This is a genomic window from Shewanella sp. FeAMO, assembly GCF_053653955.1.
The window spans coordinates 2,874,929-2,890,427 of record NZ_CM132201.1; the positions used below are offsets into that span (position 1 = coordinate 2,874,929).

Annotated in this window: 18 protein-coding genes and 1 pseudogene; 13 read left to right on the forward strand and 6 right to left on the reverse strand. The window is 48.9% G+C overall.

The annotated features are described in order from the left end of the window. Positions 1-202 precede the first annotated feature (202 nt). The 5 genes from purM to asnB all read left to right on the forward strand — a co-directional run bounded on the left by purM (position 203) and on the right by asnB (position 6,613). Positions 203-1,240 (forward strand): phosphoribosylformylglycinamidine cyclo-ligase, encoded by a 1,038-nt coding sequence (gene purM / locus ACWAU4_RS12915; protein WP_025011948.1) that lies wholly within the window; start codon positions 203-205, stop codon positions 1,238-1,240. Further along, entirely contained in the window at positions 1,240-1,884 is a 645-nt protein-coding gene (purN, locus tag ACWAU4_RS12920) for a phosphoribosylglycinamide formyltransferase (RefSeq protein WP_025011947.1), read from the forward strand. The genes purM and purN overlap by 1 nt, the downstream gene beginning before the upstream one ends. A gap of 218 nt (positions 1,885-2,102) precedes the next feature. After that, on the forward strand, positions 2,103-2,849 hold the full coding sequence (locus tag ACWAU4_RS12925) for an HAD-IIA family hydrolase (protein WP_025889385.1): 747 nt from the start codon (positions 2,103-2,105) through the stop codon (positions 2,847-2,849). A 131-nt stretch (positions 2,850-2,980) separates the two neighbouring features. Then, entirely contained in the window at positions 2,981-4,627 is a 1,647-nt protein-coding gene (locus ACWAU4_RS12930) for a M28 family metallopeptidase (protein WP_208124820.1), read from the forward strand. 321 nt (positions 4,628-4,948) lie between these two features. Beyond that, positions 4,949-6,613, forward strand: a complete 1,665-nt coding sequence (gene asnB, locus ACWAU4_RS12935; RefSeq protein ID WP_208124821.1) for an asparagine synthase B — start codon at positions 4,949-4,951, stop codon at positions 6,611-6,613. 130 nt (positions 6,614-6,743) lie between these two features. Here the strand turns inward: asnB and ACWAU4_RS12940 are convergent, their stop codons facing one another. The 6 genes from ACWAU4_RS12940 to ACWAU4_RS12965 all read right to left on the reverse strand — a co-directional run bounded on the left by ACWAU4_RS12940 (position 6,744) and on the right by ACWAU4_RS12965 (position 9,291). Continuing rightward, a complete protein-coding gene (locus ACWAU4_RS12940; protein WP_208124822.1) occupies positions 6,744-6,977 on the reverse strand; it encodes a DUF1289 domain-containing protein in 234 nt (77 codons plus the stop codon). 9 nt (positions 6,978-6,986) lie between these two features. Next, entirely contained in the window at positions 6,987-7,331 is a 345-nt protein-coding gene (locus ACWAU4_RS12945) for a 5-carboxymethyl-2-hydroxymuconate Delta-isomerase (RefSeq protein WP_208124823.1), read from the reverse strand. A gap of 34 nt (positions 7,332-7,365) precedes the next feature. Then, positions 7,366-7,716: a VOC family protein gene (locus tag ACWAU4_RS12950; protein ID WP_025011943.1), complete on the reverse strand. Its 351-nt coding sequence runs from the start codon at positions 7,714-7,716 to the stop codon at positions 7,366-7,368. Between the two features lie 110 nt (positions 7,717-7,826). Next, positions 7,827-8,495 (reverse strand): hypothetical protein, encoded by a 669-nt coding sequence (locus ACWAU4_RS12955; RefSeq protein WP_044735846.1) that lies wholly within the window; start codon positions 8,493-8,495, stop codon positions 7,827-7,829. A gap of 127 nt (positions 8,496-8,622) precedes the next feature. Then, complete coding sequence (locus tag ACWAU4_RS12960; RefSeq protein ID WP_025011941.1) at positions 8,623-9,039, reverse strand: GNAT family N-acetyltransferase; 417 nt, start codon at positions 9,037-9,039, stop codon at positions 8,623-8,625. 3 nt (positions 9,040-9,042) lie between these two features. Continuing rightward, on the reverse strand, positions 9,043-9,291 hold the full coding sequence (locus ACWAU4_RS12965) for a hypothetical protein (protein ID WP_208124824.1): 249 nt from the start codon (positions 9,289-9,291) through the stop codon (positions 9,043-9,045). Positions 9,292-10,024: 733 nt separating this feature from the next. On the opposite strand from ACWAU4_RS12965, the gene ACWAU4_RS12970 reads away from it, so the two are divergent. The 8 genes and pseudogenes from ACWAU4_RS12970 to ACWAU4_RS13005 all read left to right on the forward strand — a co-directional run bounded on the left by ACWAU4_RS12970 (position 10,025) and on the right by ACWAU4_RS13005 (position 15,491). Beyond that, positions 10,025-10,798 carry a hypothetical protein gene (locus ACWAU4_RS12970; RefSeq protein WP_208124825.1) on the forward strand — a complete coding sequence of 258 codons (774 nt, stop codon included), beginning with the start codon at positions 10,025-10,027 and terminating at the stop codon, positions 10,796-10,798. A 101-nt stretch (positions 10,799-10,899) separates the two neighbouring features. Beyond that, positions 10,900-11,295 (forward strand): hypothetical protein, encoded by a 396-nt coding sequence (locus ACWAU4_RS12975; RefSeq protein WP_208124826.1) that lies wholly within the window; start codon positions 10,900-10,902, stop codon positions 11,293-11,295. Between the two features lie 90 nt (positions 11,296-11,385). Next, complete coding sequence (locus tag ACWAU4_RS12980) at positions 11,386-11,763, forward strand: hypothetical protein (protein WP_208124827.1); 378 nt, start codon at positions 11,386-11,388, stop codon at positions 11,761-11,763. Positions 11,764-11,949: 186 nt separating this feature from the next. Then, positions 11,950-12,925, forward strand: a pseudogene (locus ACWAU4_RS12985) (transposase). A gap of 306 nt (positions 12,926-13,231) precedes the next feature. Beyond that, entirely contained in the window at positions 13,232-13,843 is a 612-nt protein-coding gene (locus tag ACWAU4_RS12990) for an imm11 family protein (protein WP_208124828.1), read from the forward strand. A gap of 208 nt (positions 13,844-14,051) precedes the next feature. Continuing rightward, positions 14,052-14,444 carry a hypothetical protein gene (locus ACWAU4_RS12995; protein ID WP_025011431.1) on the forward strand — a complete coding sequence of 131 codons (393 nt, stop codon included), beginning with the start codon at positions 14,052-14,054 and terminating at the stop codon, positions 14,442-14,444. Positions 14,445-14,648: 204 nt separating this feature from the next. Next, positions 14,649-14,915 carry a hypothetical protein gene (locus ACWAU4_RS13000; protein ID WP_454290293.1) on the forward strand — a complete coding sequence of 89 codons (267 nt, stop codon included), beginning with the start codon at positions 14,649-14,651 and terminating at the stop codon, positions 14,913-14,915. Positions 14,916-15,107: 192 nt separating this feature from the next. Further along, a complete protein-coding gene (locus tag ACWAU4_RS13005) occupies positions 15,108-15,491 on the forward strand; it encodes a DUF1993 family protein (RefSeq protein WP_208124830.1) in 384 nt (127 codons plus the stop codon). The last annotated feature ends 8 nt before the right edge of the window (positions 15,492-15,499 follow it).

Sequence of the window (15,499 nt, forward strand, 5' to 3'; positions counted from 1 at the left end):
AAGAGCACAAACCAGCCGGATTTGGGCAAATTTCTGAGATTTTAGTTGATTTGTTCCGGCGGTAAAACAGAAAGTTTTATAAATCTGGTAAATCGTGACTTATATCCCTATGAATAAAGTGCAATCTTGGCTTTCGACCCCCCCGGCAAACTGCTAGAATAGCGCCGCATAAAATCCATAACGATGTACCCGAGAGGATCAAGTGAGTACCCCTACCCCACTGAGCTATAAAGACGCCGGTGTCGATATCGATGCAGGCAACGCACTCGTCAATAACATCAAGTCCGTAGTCAAACGCACTCACCGTCCTGAAGTCATGGGCAACCTGGGTGGTTTTGGCGCCCTGTGTGAACTGCCAACCAAATACAAGCACCCTGTGCTGGTTTCCGGTACCGATGGCGTGGGCACCAAGCTGCGCCTGGCCATTGACTTCAAAAAGCATGACACTGTCGGTATCGACCTGGTGGCCATGTGTGTCAACGACCTGCTGGTACAAGGGGCCGAGCCGCTGTTTTTCCTCGACTACTATGCTACCGGCAAGCTGGACGTCAATGTGGCGACCGATGTGGTCACAGGTATCGGCGAAGGCTGCTTCCAATCCGGTTGTGCCCTGATCGGTGGTGAAACTGCCGAAATGCCCGGCATGTACGAAGGCGCTGACTATGATCTGGCCGGTTTTTGTGTCGGTGTGGTGGAGAAAGAAGCCATCATCGACGGCAGCAAGGTACAGGCCGGTGATGCACTGATAGCCCTGGGCTCCAGTGGTCCTCATTCCAACGGTTACTCACTGATCCGTAAAGTCCTGGAAGTCAGCCAGGCCGACCCACAGCAAGATCTGGACGGCAAGCCGCTTATCGATCACTTGCTGGAACCGACCCGCATCTATGTCAAACCTTTGCTGGAACTGCTGGAAAAACATCCGGTTCACGCCATGGTACACATCACAGGCGGCGGTTTCTGGGAAAACATTCCAAGGGTACTGCCAGAAAATGCCAAGGCCGTTATCCAGGGCGAGTCCTGGCAGTGGCCCAGCGTATTCAACTGGCTCAAGCAAGCCGGTAATATCACAGAACATGAAATGTACCGCACCTTTAACTGTGGTGTCGGTATGATAGTTGCCCTGCCTCAGGCTGAAGCCGCCGCCGCCATTGAGCTACTCAAGGCCAAAGGTGAAAACGCCTGGCAGATAGGCACTATCGCCAATCGTACTCAACAAGAAGAGCAAGTGGAGATCCTTTAATGCAGGAGAGTTGTCGCATATTGGTAATGATTTCGGGCAATGGCAGTAATTTGCAGGCTGTTATCGACAGCTGTGATAGCAAGATGCCAGGGCGCGTGGTCGGAGTGATCAGCAACAAGGCCGATGCCTATGGTCTGATCCGGGCCCATCATGCCGAAATAGACACCAGTTGCGTCATCGCCCGCAAAGAGGAGTCCCGCGCCCAATACGATGCCAGACTGCAGGCGGCTATCGACAGATATCAGCCCGACCTCATCGTATTGGCCGGCTTTATGCGTATTCTCAGTGATGAGCTGGTCAGCCGTTACCAGGGCAAGATGCTCAATATCCACCCGTCACTGCTGCCCAAGTATCCTGGATTGGATACCCACAAGCGCGCCATCGAAGCCGGTGACAGCGAACATGGCGCCAGTGTTCATTTCGTTATCCCGGCACTGGACAGTGGCCCTGTGATTTTGCAGGCCAAGGTACCTGTGTTTGCCGATGACACAGTGGAAACTCTGGCGGCCAGGGTGCACGAGCAGGAACACGCCATCTACCCGATAGTGGTGCGCTGGTTCTGCCAGGGCCGACTGAAGATGGTTGACGGTAAGGCCTGGCTCGACGATGAAGCCATCGGCCCCAACGGCTACGCCCCGGACTGATCTCTGAGTAAACTTAGGTTGATTAATTCAGCAAAAAGGAGCCATACGGCTCCTTTTTTCATTCCAACAATGGCTATTACGGCTGTGGCGCAAGCTTGACTCTCCGCTTAATTTACCCGGATATGACGCTCCGTTACCGGCTTTTTACCGCGGCCAATTGTAATTTTATGACCAATGGCGTTAGATAGGGGCAGTTATCAGGACAGAACGAGACGCGCATGAAGAATATTATCTGCGATATAGACGGCGTGCTGATGCACGACAACAAGTTAATCCCCGGCAGTGACAAGTTTATCGCCCGGGTACTGGAACAGGGAAACCCCTTGGTTATCTTGACCAACTATCCGGTACAGACGGGCAAAGATCTGCAAAACCGCCTCGGCGCCGCCGGGCTGCATATTCCCGAAGAGTGTTTCTATACCTCGGCCATGGCGACCGCCGACTTTCTCAAGCATCAGGAAGGCAGCAAGGCTTTTGTCATAGGTGAAGGCGCCCTCACCCACGAGCTTTACAAGGCCGGCTTTACCATTACCGATATCAACCCCGACTTTGTTATCGTCGGCGAAACCCGCTCCTACAACTGGGACATGATCCACAAGGCCGCCCGCTTTGTTGCCGCCGGCGCCCGTTTTATTGCCACCAATCCGGATACCCATGGCCCGGCTTATAGTCCCGCCTGTGGCGCTCTCTGTGCACCTATTGAGAGAATAAGCGGTCGCAAGCCCTTCTACGTGGGTAAACCCAGCAGTTGGATCATCCGCTCGGCCCTGAACCATATAGATGGTCATTCCGAAAATACCGTGATTATCGGTGATAACATGCGCACCGATATTCTGGCCGGTTTTCAGGCCGGGCTGGAAACCATACTGGTCACCAGTGGGGTCAGCAAGCTGGAAGACATAGAGAAAGAGCCCTTCCGACCCAACCATGTCTTTGCCTGCGCCGCCGACATAGATGTGATCTGAAACCATTGGTAACATTCCTTTTACCGCCTCCGCTTGTGTCGGGGGCGTTTTTTCGTCCATGATAGCGCACGGGCAAGGGCAAAGCCTTTGCCACTCCATACCTGACAATAAAAGCAACAACAGGATCCGTTATGCGCTTGATGATCCCCCTGTGTACCCTGGCACTCTTGAGTGCCTGCAGCCAAAACAATACTGCCGACGACCCCATCCGCGTTGTCAGTTTCAATGAACAAGAGTTTCGCCAGGACATCCAAACCCTGGCCTCGGATGAATTTGAAGGCCGGGCACCGACAACTCGCGGCGAGCAGCTGACTCTGGACTATCTCAGCAAGGCCTTTGCCGATATGGGGCTTGAGCCCGGCGCCAGCGGCAGCTTTTTGCAAAAAGTGCCCATGGTGAGCTATACCGCCAGTGAAACCCAGGCAATACAGCTGGCCGGCATCGATTTTCAATATCCCCAAGATCTGGTGCTCGGCAGTCGCCATGATGTCAAACGTGTCGATATCACCAACGCGCCGCTGGTGTTTGTCGGTTACGGTATCAACGCCCCCGAGTACGACTGGAACGACTACCAGGGCCTGGATATGAAGGGCAAAATCGCCCTTATTCTGGTGAATGACCCCGGCTTTGCCCGCCCGGATCTCGGTAAATTCAACGGCAAGGCAATGACCTATTACGGCCGCTGGACCTACAAGTATGAAGAAGCCAGCCGTCAGGGTGCATTGGGCGCCATTATCATTCACGACACGGCTCCTGCCGCTTATCCCTGGTCTGTAGTGGAAAACAGCTGGACCGGCCCACAGCAGGATCTGGCCTCGGATTCCGGCAACGAGCGAGTGGCAGTAGAAGGCTGGATAACCCTGGATGCCGCCAAAAAGGTGTTTGCCAAAGCCGGGCTTGAACTGGACAGCGCCATCAGCCGCGCTGCCCACGGCCCACTGCAACTGACGCTGGGGCAAACCGCCAGCATAGGTTTCGATAACAAGGCCGAGTATGGCGACAGCTACAATGTGGTTGCCACTCTGCCGGGCAGCAGCCGTGCCAATGAGCATATTCTGTTTACCGGCCACTGGGATCATTTGGGCATGAGCAGTTCGGCCGAAGGCGACAGGGTATTCAATGGCGCCATGGACAACGCCTCCGGCATCGCCGGCATGCTGGCCATCGCCCGTGAGTTTGCCGCCGACGCCAAGGCTGGCAAGCGCCTCAAGCGTTCGCTGACTTTTATCGCCACCACAGGCGAAGAGCAAGGTCTGCTGGGATCACGTTTCTATGCCGCCCAACCGGCGTACCCTTTGGAAAACACCATAGGGGTGATTAATCTCGACAGCACCAATATCTATGGCCGCACCAAAGACTTCACCATAGTGGGCAAAGGCAAGTCTGAGCTGGAGCGTTATCTGGAAGCCGCGCTCAAGACCCAGGGCCGCTATGCCACAGCAGAGAAACACCCCGAGTCCGGCGGTTTCTTCCGCTCGGATCACTTCAGTTTTGCCCAGTATGGCGTACCTGCGGTATTTGCCGGTGGCGGCAGCGAACCTGTGGATCAGGCCACCGCTGACTACAAAGCAGCAATGAAGCAGCAGATGAAAGGCTGCTATCACAACCTCTGTGATGAGTATCATGCCAACTGGGATCTCTCCGGCGCGCTGGAAGATCTCGCCGTGTACTACAAGGCCGCCAAAGGCTTGGCGGATTCTGCCGACCGCCCGGGTTATTTCAAGGGCACAGAGTTTTATAGCCTGCGGCCGGAAACCGGCGTTGCTCCGGCGATTTAACCAGACACATTTCCCCATCCCCAAAGGCGCCTCCGGCGCCTTTTTGCGTTGTTTTCCGGGCAGATAAATCAATCGCCGATAAAAGCAGCGGCTTTGGGAAAGTGCCAATTTGCACGCTGTTACAGCGAGCTAAAATGCAGATCTTTCACCAATTAAGCGATTAAATTGTTTAACCCTCAAAAAAACAGGTCACAAAGCGCATCACAATTTACAAATTCAGCCATTTTTATGATTTATATTCAAAAATAAAGCTTGGCTTTTGAGAATTCTACAGGCAAAGTGAAGCCATTGCTGAAGAAACACCAAGTTTGGAGTCTTACCATGTGTTCAATTTTTGCCATTCTCGATATCCAGTCTGACGCCTCTGCTCTGAGAAGCACTGCGCTGGAGATGTCCAAACTGATGCGCCACCGCGGACCGGACTGGTCGGGTATTCATACCACTCCAAGAGCGATTCTCGCCCATGAGCGGCTGGCCATTGTCGATATCGAACACGGCGCCCAGCCGCTGTTATCTGAAGATGGCCAGTTGGTATTGGCAGTCAACGGTGAAATCTACAACCACAAAGAACTCAAGGCCGAGCTCGGCGACAAGTACAGCTACCAGACCAACTCGGATTGCGAAGTGATCCTGGCGTTGTATCAGGAATATGGCTGCGACTTTCTCGATAAGCTCAACGGTATTTTTGCCTTCGTACTCTACGACAAGGCCAAGGACTGCTACCTCATAGGCCGGGATCACATGGGGATCATCCCGCTTTACACCGGCCGCGATACCAGCGGCAACCTTTATGTCGCCTCTGAGATGAAAGCGCTGGTACCCGTATGCAAAACCGTGGAAGTTTTCAGCCCCGGGCATTACCTCTTCAGTGAAGATGACGCGCCGGTGCAATACTATCAGCGTGACTGGCGCGACTATGAAGCGGTAGCCCAAAACAGCGCCTCCAGCGAAGAGCTGCGCGAAGCGTTGGAAGCCGCGGTAAAGCGCCAGTTGATGTCAGATGTGCCCTATGGCGTTTTACTGTCTGGCGGGCTGGACTCCTCGGTGATTTCCGCCATAACCCAAACTTTTGCCAAACGCCGTATTGAAGACAACGATGCCTCCGATGCCTGGTGGCCACAGCTGCACTCCTTTGCCGTGGGCCTGAAAGGGGCGCCGGATCTGGCGGCGGCACAAAAGGTCGCCGATGCCATAGGCACCATACACCATGAGCTGCACTTCACCTTCCAGGAAGGCCTGGATGCCATCAAGGAGGTGATTTATCACCTGGAAACCTATGATGTCACCACCATACGCGCTGCAACCCCCATGTACTTGATGGCGCGCAAGATCAAGGCTATGGGGATCAAGATGGTGCTCTCGGGCGAAGGAGCCGATGAACTGTTCGGCGGTTACCTCTATTTCCACAAGGCACCAAACGCCCGAGCCTTCCACGAGGAACTGGTGCGTAAACTCGACAAGCTGCACCTGTACGACTGCCTGCGGGCCAACAAGGCCATGGCAGCCTGGGGCCTGGAAGCCCGGGTACCTTTCCTCGACAAGGAGTTTATGGACGTGGCCATGCGCCTGAACCCAGAAGCCAAGATGTCGCGAGATGGCCGGATTGAAAAGCATATCCTGCGTGAAGCCTTCGAGCATAAGCTCCCAGCCGAAGTCGCCTGGCGCCAGAAAGAGCAGTTCAGTGACGGTGTGGGTTACTCCTGGATTGACGGCCTGAAAGAACATGCCGCCACCCAGGTGGAGGATAAAGAGCTGGCCAACGCCCGTTTCCGCTTCCCGCACAACACGCCGGAAACCAAGGAGGCCTACTTCTATCGCTGTTTCTTTGAAGAGCACTTCCCGCTGGAGTCGGCAGCACTGACTGTACCGGGTGGTAAATCGGTTGCCTGCTCTACCCCGGAAGCGCTGGCCTGGGATGAGAGCCTGTCCGGCATCATAGATCCTTCCGGCCGAGCGGTGCGCTCTGTGCACACTGCATCTTATTGAGATTAAGTAAAAACAACAAAGGCGCCGAATAGCGCCTTTATTCATTAGCGGGCATCAAAACTTAAATTCGCTTCTGTGCCGCTTTATTTGCTTAGCTTGTTCACCTTAAGCTTCTTAACTTAGATCATCCTTACTTGGGCTCTTTTCTCATCACTCTGAGCCCGGCAGCGGCTTGATGGCGATCAACTTGCCGTTGCCGGCAGCGCTCAAGAATAGCCTGCCGCTCGCTGTCAGTTGCCTGATGCCAGGCAAGAATTTCTTCCAGTGTCCTGAAACATCCCAGGCAAACATCCTGCAGGTCCAGGCAGCAGTGGCGAATACAGGGAGAGTCCACCCTGTTACTGCGCTTTGGTTGCCCGGACATATTGGCTTCCTAGCTGCCGCGTTTAAGGTAGCTTGGCTGATGCAGCTCAGTAACCTCCAGCGAGACACTGTCGACTTTGGCCGCAGTTGGCTCCAGTGCGGCAAACACGCTTTGGGTCAGGGCGTGCTTTTGCTCATCGGTGCGTCCCGGCATAATGGCCAAACGCACATGGATAAAGCTTTGAGCGCTGTCCTCCCCTACCAGGAAATGTTCACAGGCATGTGCCCTACTCTTGATGGCAGATGGTGTGAACAAGCCTGAGTCGATGGCACCTTGGTGCACCGCCTGAACCAGTTTGGCAACCGACAATTGCTGCGCCAGGGGCGCCGAATATTCAATAATACAGTGAGGCATAATCTTTCCTTGTTAAAGGCAGAAGCGTCTGGGTCTATTCAGACCAGACGGCATACTCATTTTGGCTCGGGCAACGGAAATGAAAGCGCCGGCCACCGGGAAAACTGAAAATATCTTTGCAGATCTCACCGCCATGAGTCTTGACGGCCTCCAGACTGGCGTTCAGATCATTTGAGTAAATCACCAACAAGGGGCTGCCGTTGAGGGTATCAAAGCTCAGTGATGAGCGAAAAAAACCGCCATCGATCCCGGCCTGGGTAAAGCAGCTGTAATCCGGGCCGTAATCAACAAAGCCCCAGCCAAACACCGCCTGAAAAAACGCCTTGGTGGCTTCCAGCTCCCGGGCGGGAAGTTCAAGATAATTAATCCTATGATGTAACGCCATGGCTTTCCTCCCGCCGCTTGGGCGACTTGATTGCTGTGATACTTAAGTACTTATTATTTTGGGCGGCTGAAACTTGGGCCGGAGCTATCGCTCAAGCAGGCTTGTCATAGTTATAGCAAGCGCTGCAGCGTTACACTGGCCAGCCCTATCAGACCGCCAAAGACACCGCCCCAGACAACCAACCAGCCAAGGTGGGTCTTGATCATCTGCTGCACCATCTCCTTGACCAACTGCGGCGTAAGCTCGGCCAGCCGCTGCTCGACAATATCCTGAATTTGGCTACGCATATCCGCCATCACCCCGGGCTGTTCCAGTTCGCCCTTGAGCAGCTCGTAAAAATCATCGCTCTTGGCAATATCTGCCAGAGATTGCTGCATCTTTTCGATAAAGGGTTGCTTGAGCGGGGTGAGCGCTTCTTCACCGCCAAACATGGATAACATACCACCCAATGAAGATTGGGCAACCGTGGCCACCAAAGCATCGAAGGCTGGAGCCAAGTCCACCTTGCCGATAACGCCGGACAGATCCAGGCTCTGTTTGTCGGAGCGGGTCGACAGGAAACGGTCTATGTTGGCCTCAGAGAAGAACTGCTCCATCATCAACTCGCTGATAGCTTGCTTGAACTGTTCGAAACGAGCCGGGATCACCCCTGAACCATAGAGACCCGGTACTTTTTCAAACAACATATGCACCGCCAGCCAGTTGGTAATGGCGCCGGATACGGCAAACAGGCCGATGTTGAATAACACATCGGAGTGCATGCCATAGCCGGTAAGCATAATGGCCAGCGCCAAGAGGTTGGTAACGGCGCTCTTGTCGAGCACAGGTGTCTGTTGTACTGCTGTTTTCAATCTGAAATCCCCTGAAATTAAAACCCGCTAATGGTAGCAAACAGGGGGCAGCTGATTAAAGTAGTGCGTGATACAGACCTTGCTCTGTGCCATCTGTCTCGACTTGTTGAGACAGTTCGCCAAATTCACGCTTGACCGCCAGCACCTTGGCATCCTGAGCCAAAGTTCGGGCTCGGCAAGTCAGCTCTTTGGCAATGCCCTGACCACGGTAATCTGGCAATACGAAAAGATCATCCAGATACCATAAAGGCTTTAGCAACAAGGAGGAGAATGAGGGAAAAACCTGAGTGAAGGCCACCGGATAATCACCCTCGGTGGCGATGAAGATCATCGAATCGTTTTCCAGTAAGCGGGCCCGTAAAAATTCACGGCAACGACTCAGATCCGAGCCCTGCCCCAGTTCCTGCCGATACTCGTCAAACAGCAGGACCAGTTGTTCCAAATCCATTTCCGTAGCCAAACGTATTTGCATTTTTCATCCCTGAATACAAGTTGAAATTTTACTATTTGCCAGAGGCAAAACGACAATAAACTCCTTAAACAACGCAAGGTTAACATAGAAAAGCTTCTCTGGCAGCAGCTTTAATCGCCCTCCCCATGCCAGTTCCCGTTCATGCCTATCCCGGTAGCCGTTTTCAACGAGCACACAAACCCAAGCGGATTTCGCCATATTGACCGGCGATAACAACTGCCCCCCACCATTAAGCAAGTCACCCGGCCACACCAAGGCTCCTAAATAGTTCCCCTGGCCATCAAGCACTGAAACCGGCCAATTTAAGCAAGGCAATCAATTGGAATATTGCTCATATGATTTGCCGGGCACAGTTGTTTTCATGGCGAATTATGTTGTCAACCCCCACAAAATCAGGGTTTTATAACCTTTGCTAAAAACTTGACCTTTGGCTAATTGTTTTCAAATTAAGTACTGGGTATTGTATAACTAATTCAAACGCTTAGCTTTAGCTTTTTCTTAAGCGAAAGCTCTGCGACAACGATACTTTTCCGTTTTTAACGGTATTCAGGGACGAACAGCATGTCGCGCCCGTGCGGTAGCCATGGATTTACTAAACGCTTTTTGTAAGGACTGGGTTTTAGGGTTCTTGGTTGTACGGCTTGAAGTGCTCATGACAAGCGCCTCAGAACTGATTTTTTATACAGTATTATTGACGTTCTGGACAAAATGCCGGGAATTTGCAGCTAAGTTTGCGCGTTATTTCCGTAACTTAAAAAAATAGCATTAAATTCATATGGTTAAAAAGTACAGCGGGTAGATAATAGGTTTGGAAACCGCGCATGCGCGTTTAGCTGCAAGGGATATTTGGACTAAATGGTATTATATCCAGCGAATACAAACAGATAGCGATGCGCGTTTACACTCCTCCGAGGACTAAAACGCGCATGCGTGCTATGCAGCTGTTAGGTCTGCGTAATTAAGCAATAACCTCAAGGAATGAAAAATGTCATTTGATGCAAAAATATACAAAATACTTGTAGCAAGTCCAGGAGATGTTGAAGAGGAGCGACAAGCAATACCTGAAATAATTTCAGAGTGGAATAATCTCAACGCTGAGATTAATAAAGTTGTTTTGTTGCCTGTGAAATGGGAAACACACTCTGCACCTTTAATGGGACAGAGGGCGCAAGGTGTAATCAACAATCAGTTGGTCACAAGCTGTGATATGGCCATTGGGGTTTTTTGGACTCGACTCGGCTCACCTACAGGTGCGAGTGAAAGTGGAACTGCTGAGGAAATTGAATGGTTTATTGAAAACGATAAGCCTGTAATGCTTTATTTTTCATCTAGAAATCTGAACCCAGCAAAATTAGATATTCCCCAATATACTGCGCTTAAAAACTTTGAAAAGAAAATGCAAAAAATTGGTCTTACCGGATCATATTCAAGCATCACAGATTTCAGAGAGCAACTTTTAAGGCAGTTATCTATCAATGTACAAAGCTTAATGGCAGGTAATCCTGTTAAACCACCAACAGAAAAAGAAGCAAAAGAAAAGGCAGCTTCCTTGAAAAAAATTCTCAAGGAGGGGCAGGTATTTATGGAAGACTATGAGAAAAATGGTCAAGTGAAATCATTTATTGTTAAGGGTGATACAAAATCACTAAAAGATGAACTTAAGAAAATGGGCGGGAGCTGGAACAATAGTCTTAAAGGCTGGATATTTTCAAAGTCAAAAGAAGTTGAAGTTGCTGAGTACTTAAAGAAAAACACCTAACAAGTTGCTAAATTTTATTCCGGCCACAAAAACGTGGCCTCCACGGGACTGCCTACGCTGCGCTGCGGCAGCCCATTAGCAAAGCGTTAGGCAGGAGAGGCATGTCCAGAAGATATCTTTCACAATCTGAGGTAGCAGGTGCTTTAAATAGAGGCAAGGCAGTTGAGTGTTTTCTGGGTCGTTGTGCCAGGAGTGGCAAAGAAGGGGTTCGTTGGCTGTCGATTTCTTCATCGGGTGATGCGGTGAAGCTCTATATTTATGAGTCAGCAGATATTGGTAGTGAAGAGTTCTGTGATATCTACGAATTTGGCCCTCTGGACGAAGAGTTAGAATTCGAAGATCCGTATTTCCAGTTGGAGTTTCCCGATTTACCCTCACTTTATGTTTGGCTCCACGAACATGAGCTGGAGGCGACAGAGAAGCTTCTAAATCAACTGATGATTCAGGAGGAATACCTTGACTATATTCGCAGCGGGCGAGGAAGAGGTAGTGCCTAACAAGCGGCGGCAGCTGGACCAAATTTCTGTTCGTCCCTAACTTCAATTTGTCCGCTGCTTGCGGCGTTAGTTGCCCAGAGAGAAATGTACATGATTCAGAATGAGAAGGATTTTATCGAATGGCTGGACCAACAATTGAATGTTGAAGTCCCGAAAGATGTAATCGCGTTTAGCATAAATATCTATGAATATCCCTTCAATATTGAGCTTGTTGGGTCAAGTGAGTTTGATCCAGAAAACGAGGATTGGGCTTGCAATGAAGATTGGGTTCCCGAGCCAAGAATGGAAAGTGTTTCTGATGATTTGTTCGGTTCCTCATGGGAGGAAGCCCAAGAAAATATCTTTGCAATGGCAAAGGCATATTTAACATCAGGGCTGGCTAATTCAAAGAAACTGAATTCTGCAAAAGCATTTGCAATCGGTTTCGTGGATGGCTGCCTAAGCTATGTATGTGCGTTAAGCAACTAACAAGCAAAGGCAGGTTCGGCAGGGAACAATATGACAGAACAATATGGACACCCAGTATTAATGGCGCGGTAGTTGGCCTCCGACTATCCTTTGTTTAAGCATTAAAAAAAATGGACACCCTGCGTTAATGGCGCGGTAGTTAGCCACCGACTATGCTTTGTTTAAGCATTTAACAAGGAGGTTATTATGCCGCGCCCTCGCCGAACTCAAATCAGCCTTGAAGATACACCTTACTACCACTGTTGCAGCCGCGTGGTACGGCGAGCTTTCTTGTGTGGTGATGATGCCTACTCGGGTAAAAATTATGACCACCGCCGTGGTTGGGTGGAATCGTTATTGTTTGAACTGGAAGCTGTTTTTGCCATTGATGTGGCGGCATTCGCCATCATGAGTAATCATCTGCATCAGGTGTTGCATATCGATATAGATAGCAAACCGATGGACAGATAGAGAAGTGCTTGAGCAATGGCATAAGTTATTCAAAGGTGACGAGTTAACCCGCAAATTCATCCAGGGTGAACTGATTGAAGCGTATGAAGTCCCCAGGCTGAAGAATACTATCGCGATTTATCGCAGCAGGTTATGTGACATCAGCTGGTTTATGCGTTGTCTCAATGAACCGATAGCGCGTCAAGCCAATCAAGAGGATAACTGTACAGGCCGATTCTGGGAGGGAAGATTTAAGTCGCAAGCCTTACTGGATGAAGCCGCCGTGTTAACCTGCATGGCCTACGTTGACCTCAACCCCATCAGAGCAAAGATGGCCGATACGCCTGAGCAGTCGGAACATACCAGCATTCAGCTACGTATTCAGGCAGCCTTGAAATGCGAACAACCCGCCAAGCTACTGCCCTTTATTGGCAATGAATGCAGTAATCAGCCCAGTGGTATTGCGTTTGGGCTCAAGGATTATCTTGAATTGGTGGATGATACCGGGCGTTGTATTCGCGATGATAAACGTGGCGTGATAAGTGAAAAGAGTACCAAGCTACTGACGCGGTTGAATATCCCTCATGAGAACTGGCTCAAGCTTACCACTGAATTTGGAAAACTATTTCGTGGCCCGGTGGGCACCTTGCAAGAGCTCAGCTGTTACTGCGAACACTTGGAGAAGCGACGACGACATTTTGCAACCAGCTGTCAGTACTTTCAAACGGCCTGAACCCCACGCTATTTAACTCAACCGCAGTCATTGAAATCCCCTGAACCATGGGTAGGGCTAGCACAGCTCAAATCTCGCATTTTTGCGTGAAATATGTTCGATTTCATCAAACCTCTGCAACTCACGGATATCTTTCTACCTCCGGGTGCTCAAATCCCCTACTGGTGCTTGAACGTAGACAGAAAGAAGATTAAGTTATTATTTTATGATGGGTGGCTTGATATTTGCTTGATATTTAAATTACCAAATTTGACATAACAAGCTATTTTATAATGGGCGGCTTAATATTTCATTAAGGATAGACCAGTGAAAAATTATAATGATGAGTATTACATTGCTTTTCGTCCTAGTGGAGATAACCAGACTTATATTAAGCCAGACTTAAATACTGCAAAAAGACAATATCATTTCAAGCAACTGGTTTATGGAGAAAAGCCTTTGTTCTTTTTGAACGGCTTTAAGGGTGAAGACAAAAATAGATGGCCGCTAACGGACTTGTTTGTTGATTCTGCTGGTTTGTTAATTAATAAGGAAGTTAAGCTAAAAATGGATAATTATGATATTGATGGGATGCAAATTTATCCTTCAATATATATTGATGATAATAACGTGTGGCATGAGAACTATTGGTATTTGGGTTTTTATAAAGAGCTTGACTGTCTTGATCGTGATAATTCTTTCATTGAAACTTTCGATTTTGATGACGATGATGAACTCTTAGAAGTTAAGAAGTTTTCTCTAGACGGCCGTGTTTTGGAAAAAATAGCAGAAAACGAACGATTGATATTCAAAATCGCTAATTGTTCTAAAAGTTATCTATTTTTCCATCAGAAGGTAGTTGATTTTATCGTTCAGAGAAAATTATCCGGTGTTCGTTTTATTAAAGTTGTAGATTTTTTTGAAGGAAAACAGTACTAAGCTATATGCATTTGAAGCAATATGGACACTATTAGCACCCAAGCCACATCTGTGGTCCCCTTGTGTACATCCAACTCGATAAAAAAGTGTGCTAGTTTTAGGCATGTCGGCCTCCAGTGATTGTTTACCTATCGGATCAACAAACAGTGTGTCTCTGGTTTAACTAATCCACTACAGAGGCCAACACTTGCACAGGGAATCATTAAGCATGGAAGTAAAACTAGGGATTGGATTGGGTGATATTCGATTTGGCTTAGACCAAATCTACCTGACAAAGCAGCTAGGGGAACCTAGTAAAATTGATACTGATAATGATGGGTTTCCTCTTCTTCAATACAATAAGCTAATGTGTACTTTTTGGATTGACGAGGCGGATGGACTTCACTGGATTCAATGTTCAAACCCTGCGTTATCTATTCAAGGGATTAACATCATAGGTCTAGACGTAGACGAAGCAATTTCTAAACTCAAAATAATATTTGGAACCAAGTACGAATTTGAAGATTATGGCTCAATGGAAAGCTATTACTTTCAAGAGCATGAGTTTGAAGTTCAAACTGAATATGGTGTTGTTACTACTGTTTGTTTTGGTAATTTCTAGAAAATTTCGGACTGGTCCCCAAATATGCCCCCACTATTAGCAGAGCAAAGACTCTAGCGCCCGACCTCCTAAAAGATTGATTTTTCCACTGAGAGAACATCAGTCTTTCGCCTCTTTATTAGGCCATTCGGCTATAGACGTGAGTGCAAGAATTATGGCTCTCTTGGATTTAATAGCAACGTATCAAGATCAGACGGACGTTATATGGAATTAAGAATCATGGATCAGGATTTCGATATAGAGATAGTGGCAGTACTGGGGCTGGAATGCTTGGAAAAGCATCTCAGTAAGTGTCCTATAGAATTAGAGCTTGTAGAGGCTCTCTCAAACACATTTATACTAAAGCAAAACAAAGTATCTGAAATTGCAGGTTTTACGTTTGAATCTCAAGAAAATGATGTATACACATTTTCAATGTTTATATCTCATAAATCCCCGATCCCGGCCAGAAAAGTCGTTTCACAATTTTAAGAGTTTTTAAGAGCTGCTAAATTGCCCCATAAAATAACCAATCTACAGTATGAATTTGATTTTTATGAAGAATGGGTCAATTATAGTTGGCCGCCAAAAGCATAAAATGCAAAGGCAGCATCGGACTTTGGCGAGCCAGGTCGACGGTTGACCTTGCACTCTTTCGAAGAGAGCGGCGTGAGGTTTAACCACATGACTATGTTTTCCGGGACCTGCCTCATAAGCGGGCTTGTCAGATGCAAAAGACAGCGCAAAAGACAGGACAGGCATATCTTTTGTCCTTTATCTCATCCTTATGTGGAGTCGTTAGATAAGGCGCTGGAACATATCAACAACACCAAACAACTGTTGCTTGCTGCACAGTGTGATGATTCAAAGATGTCGGAAGTAACGCGCATTGATCTGGGTCAAGGCTCGTACATAGACCTTCCAGCTACCTTATATATCAATGACTTCCTCATCCCCAATTTTTACTTCCACATGGTTACGGCCTACGATATTCTTCGCCATAAAGGTCTGGACATAAGCAAACCGGACTACATGCTGCATCTTGCATCCTTGGTGAAGCAGGCATGAAGCCCGAC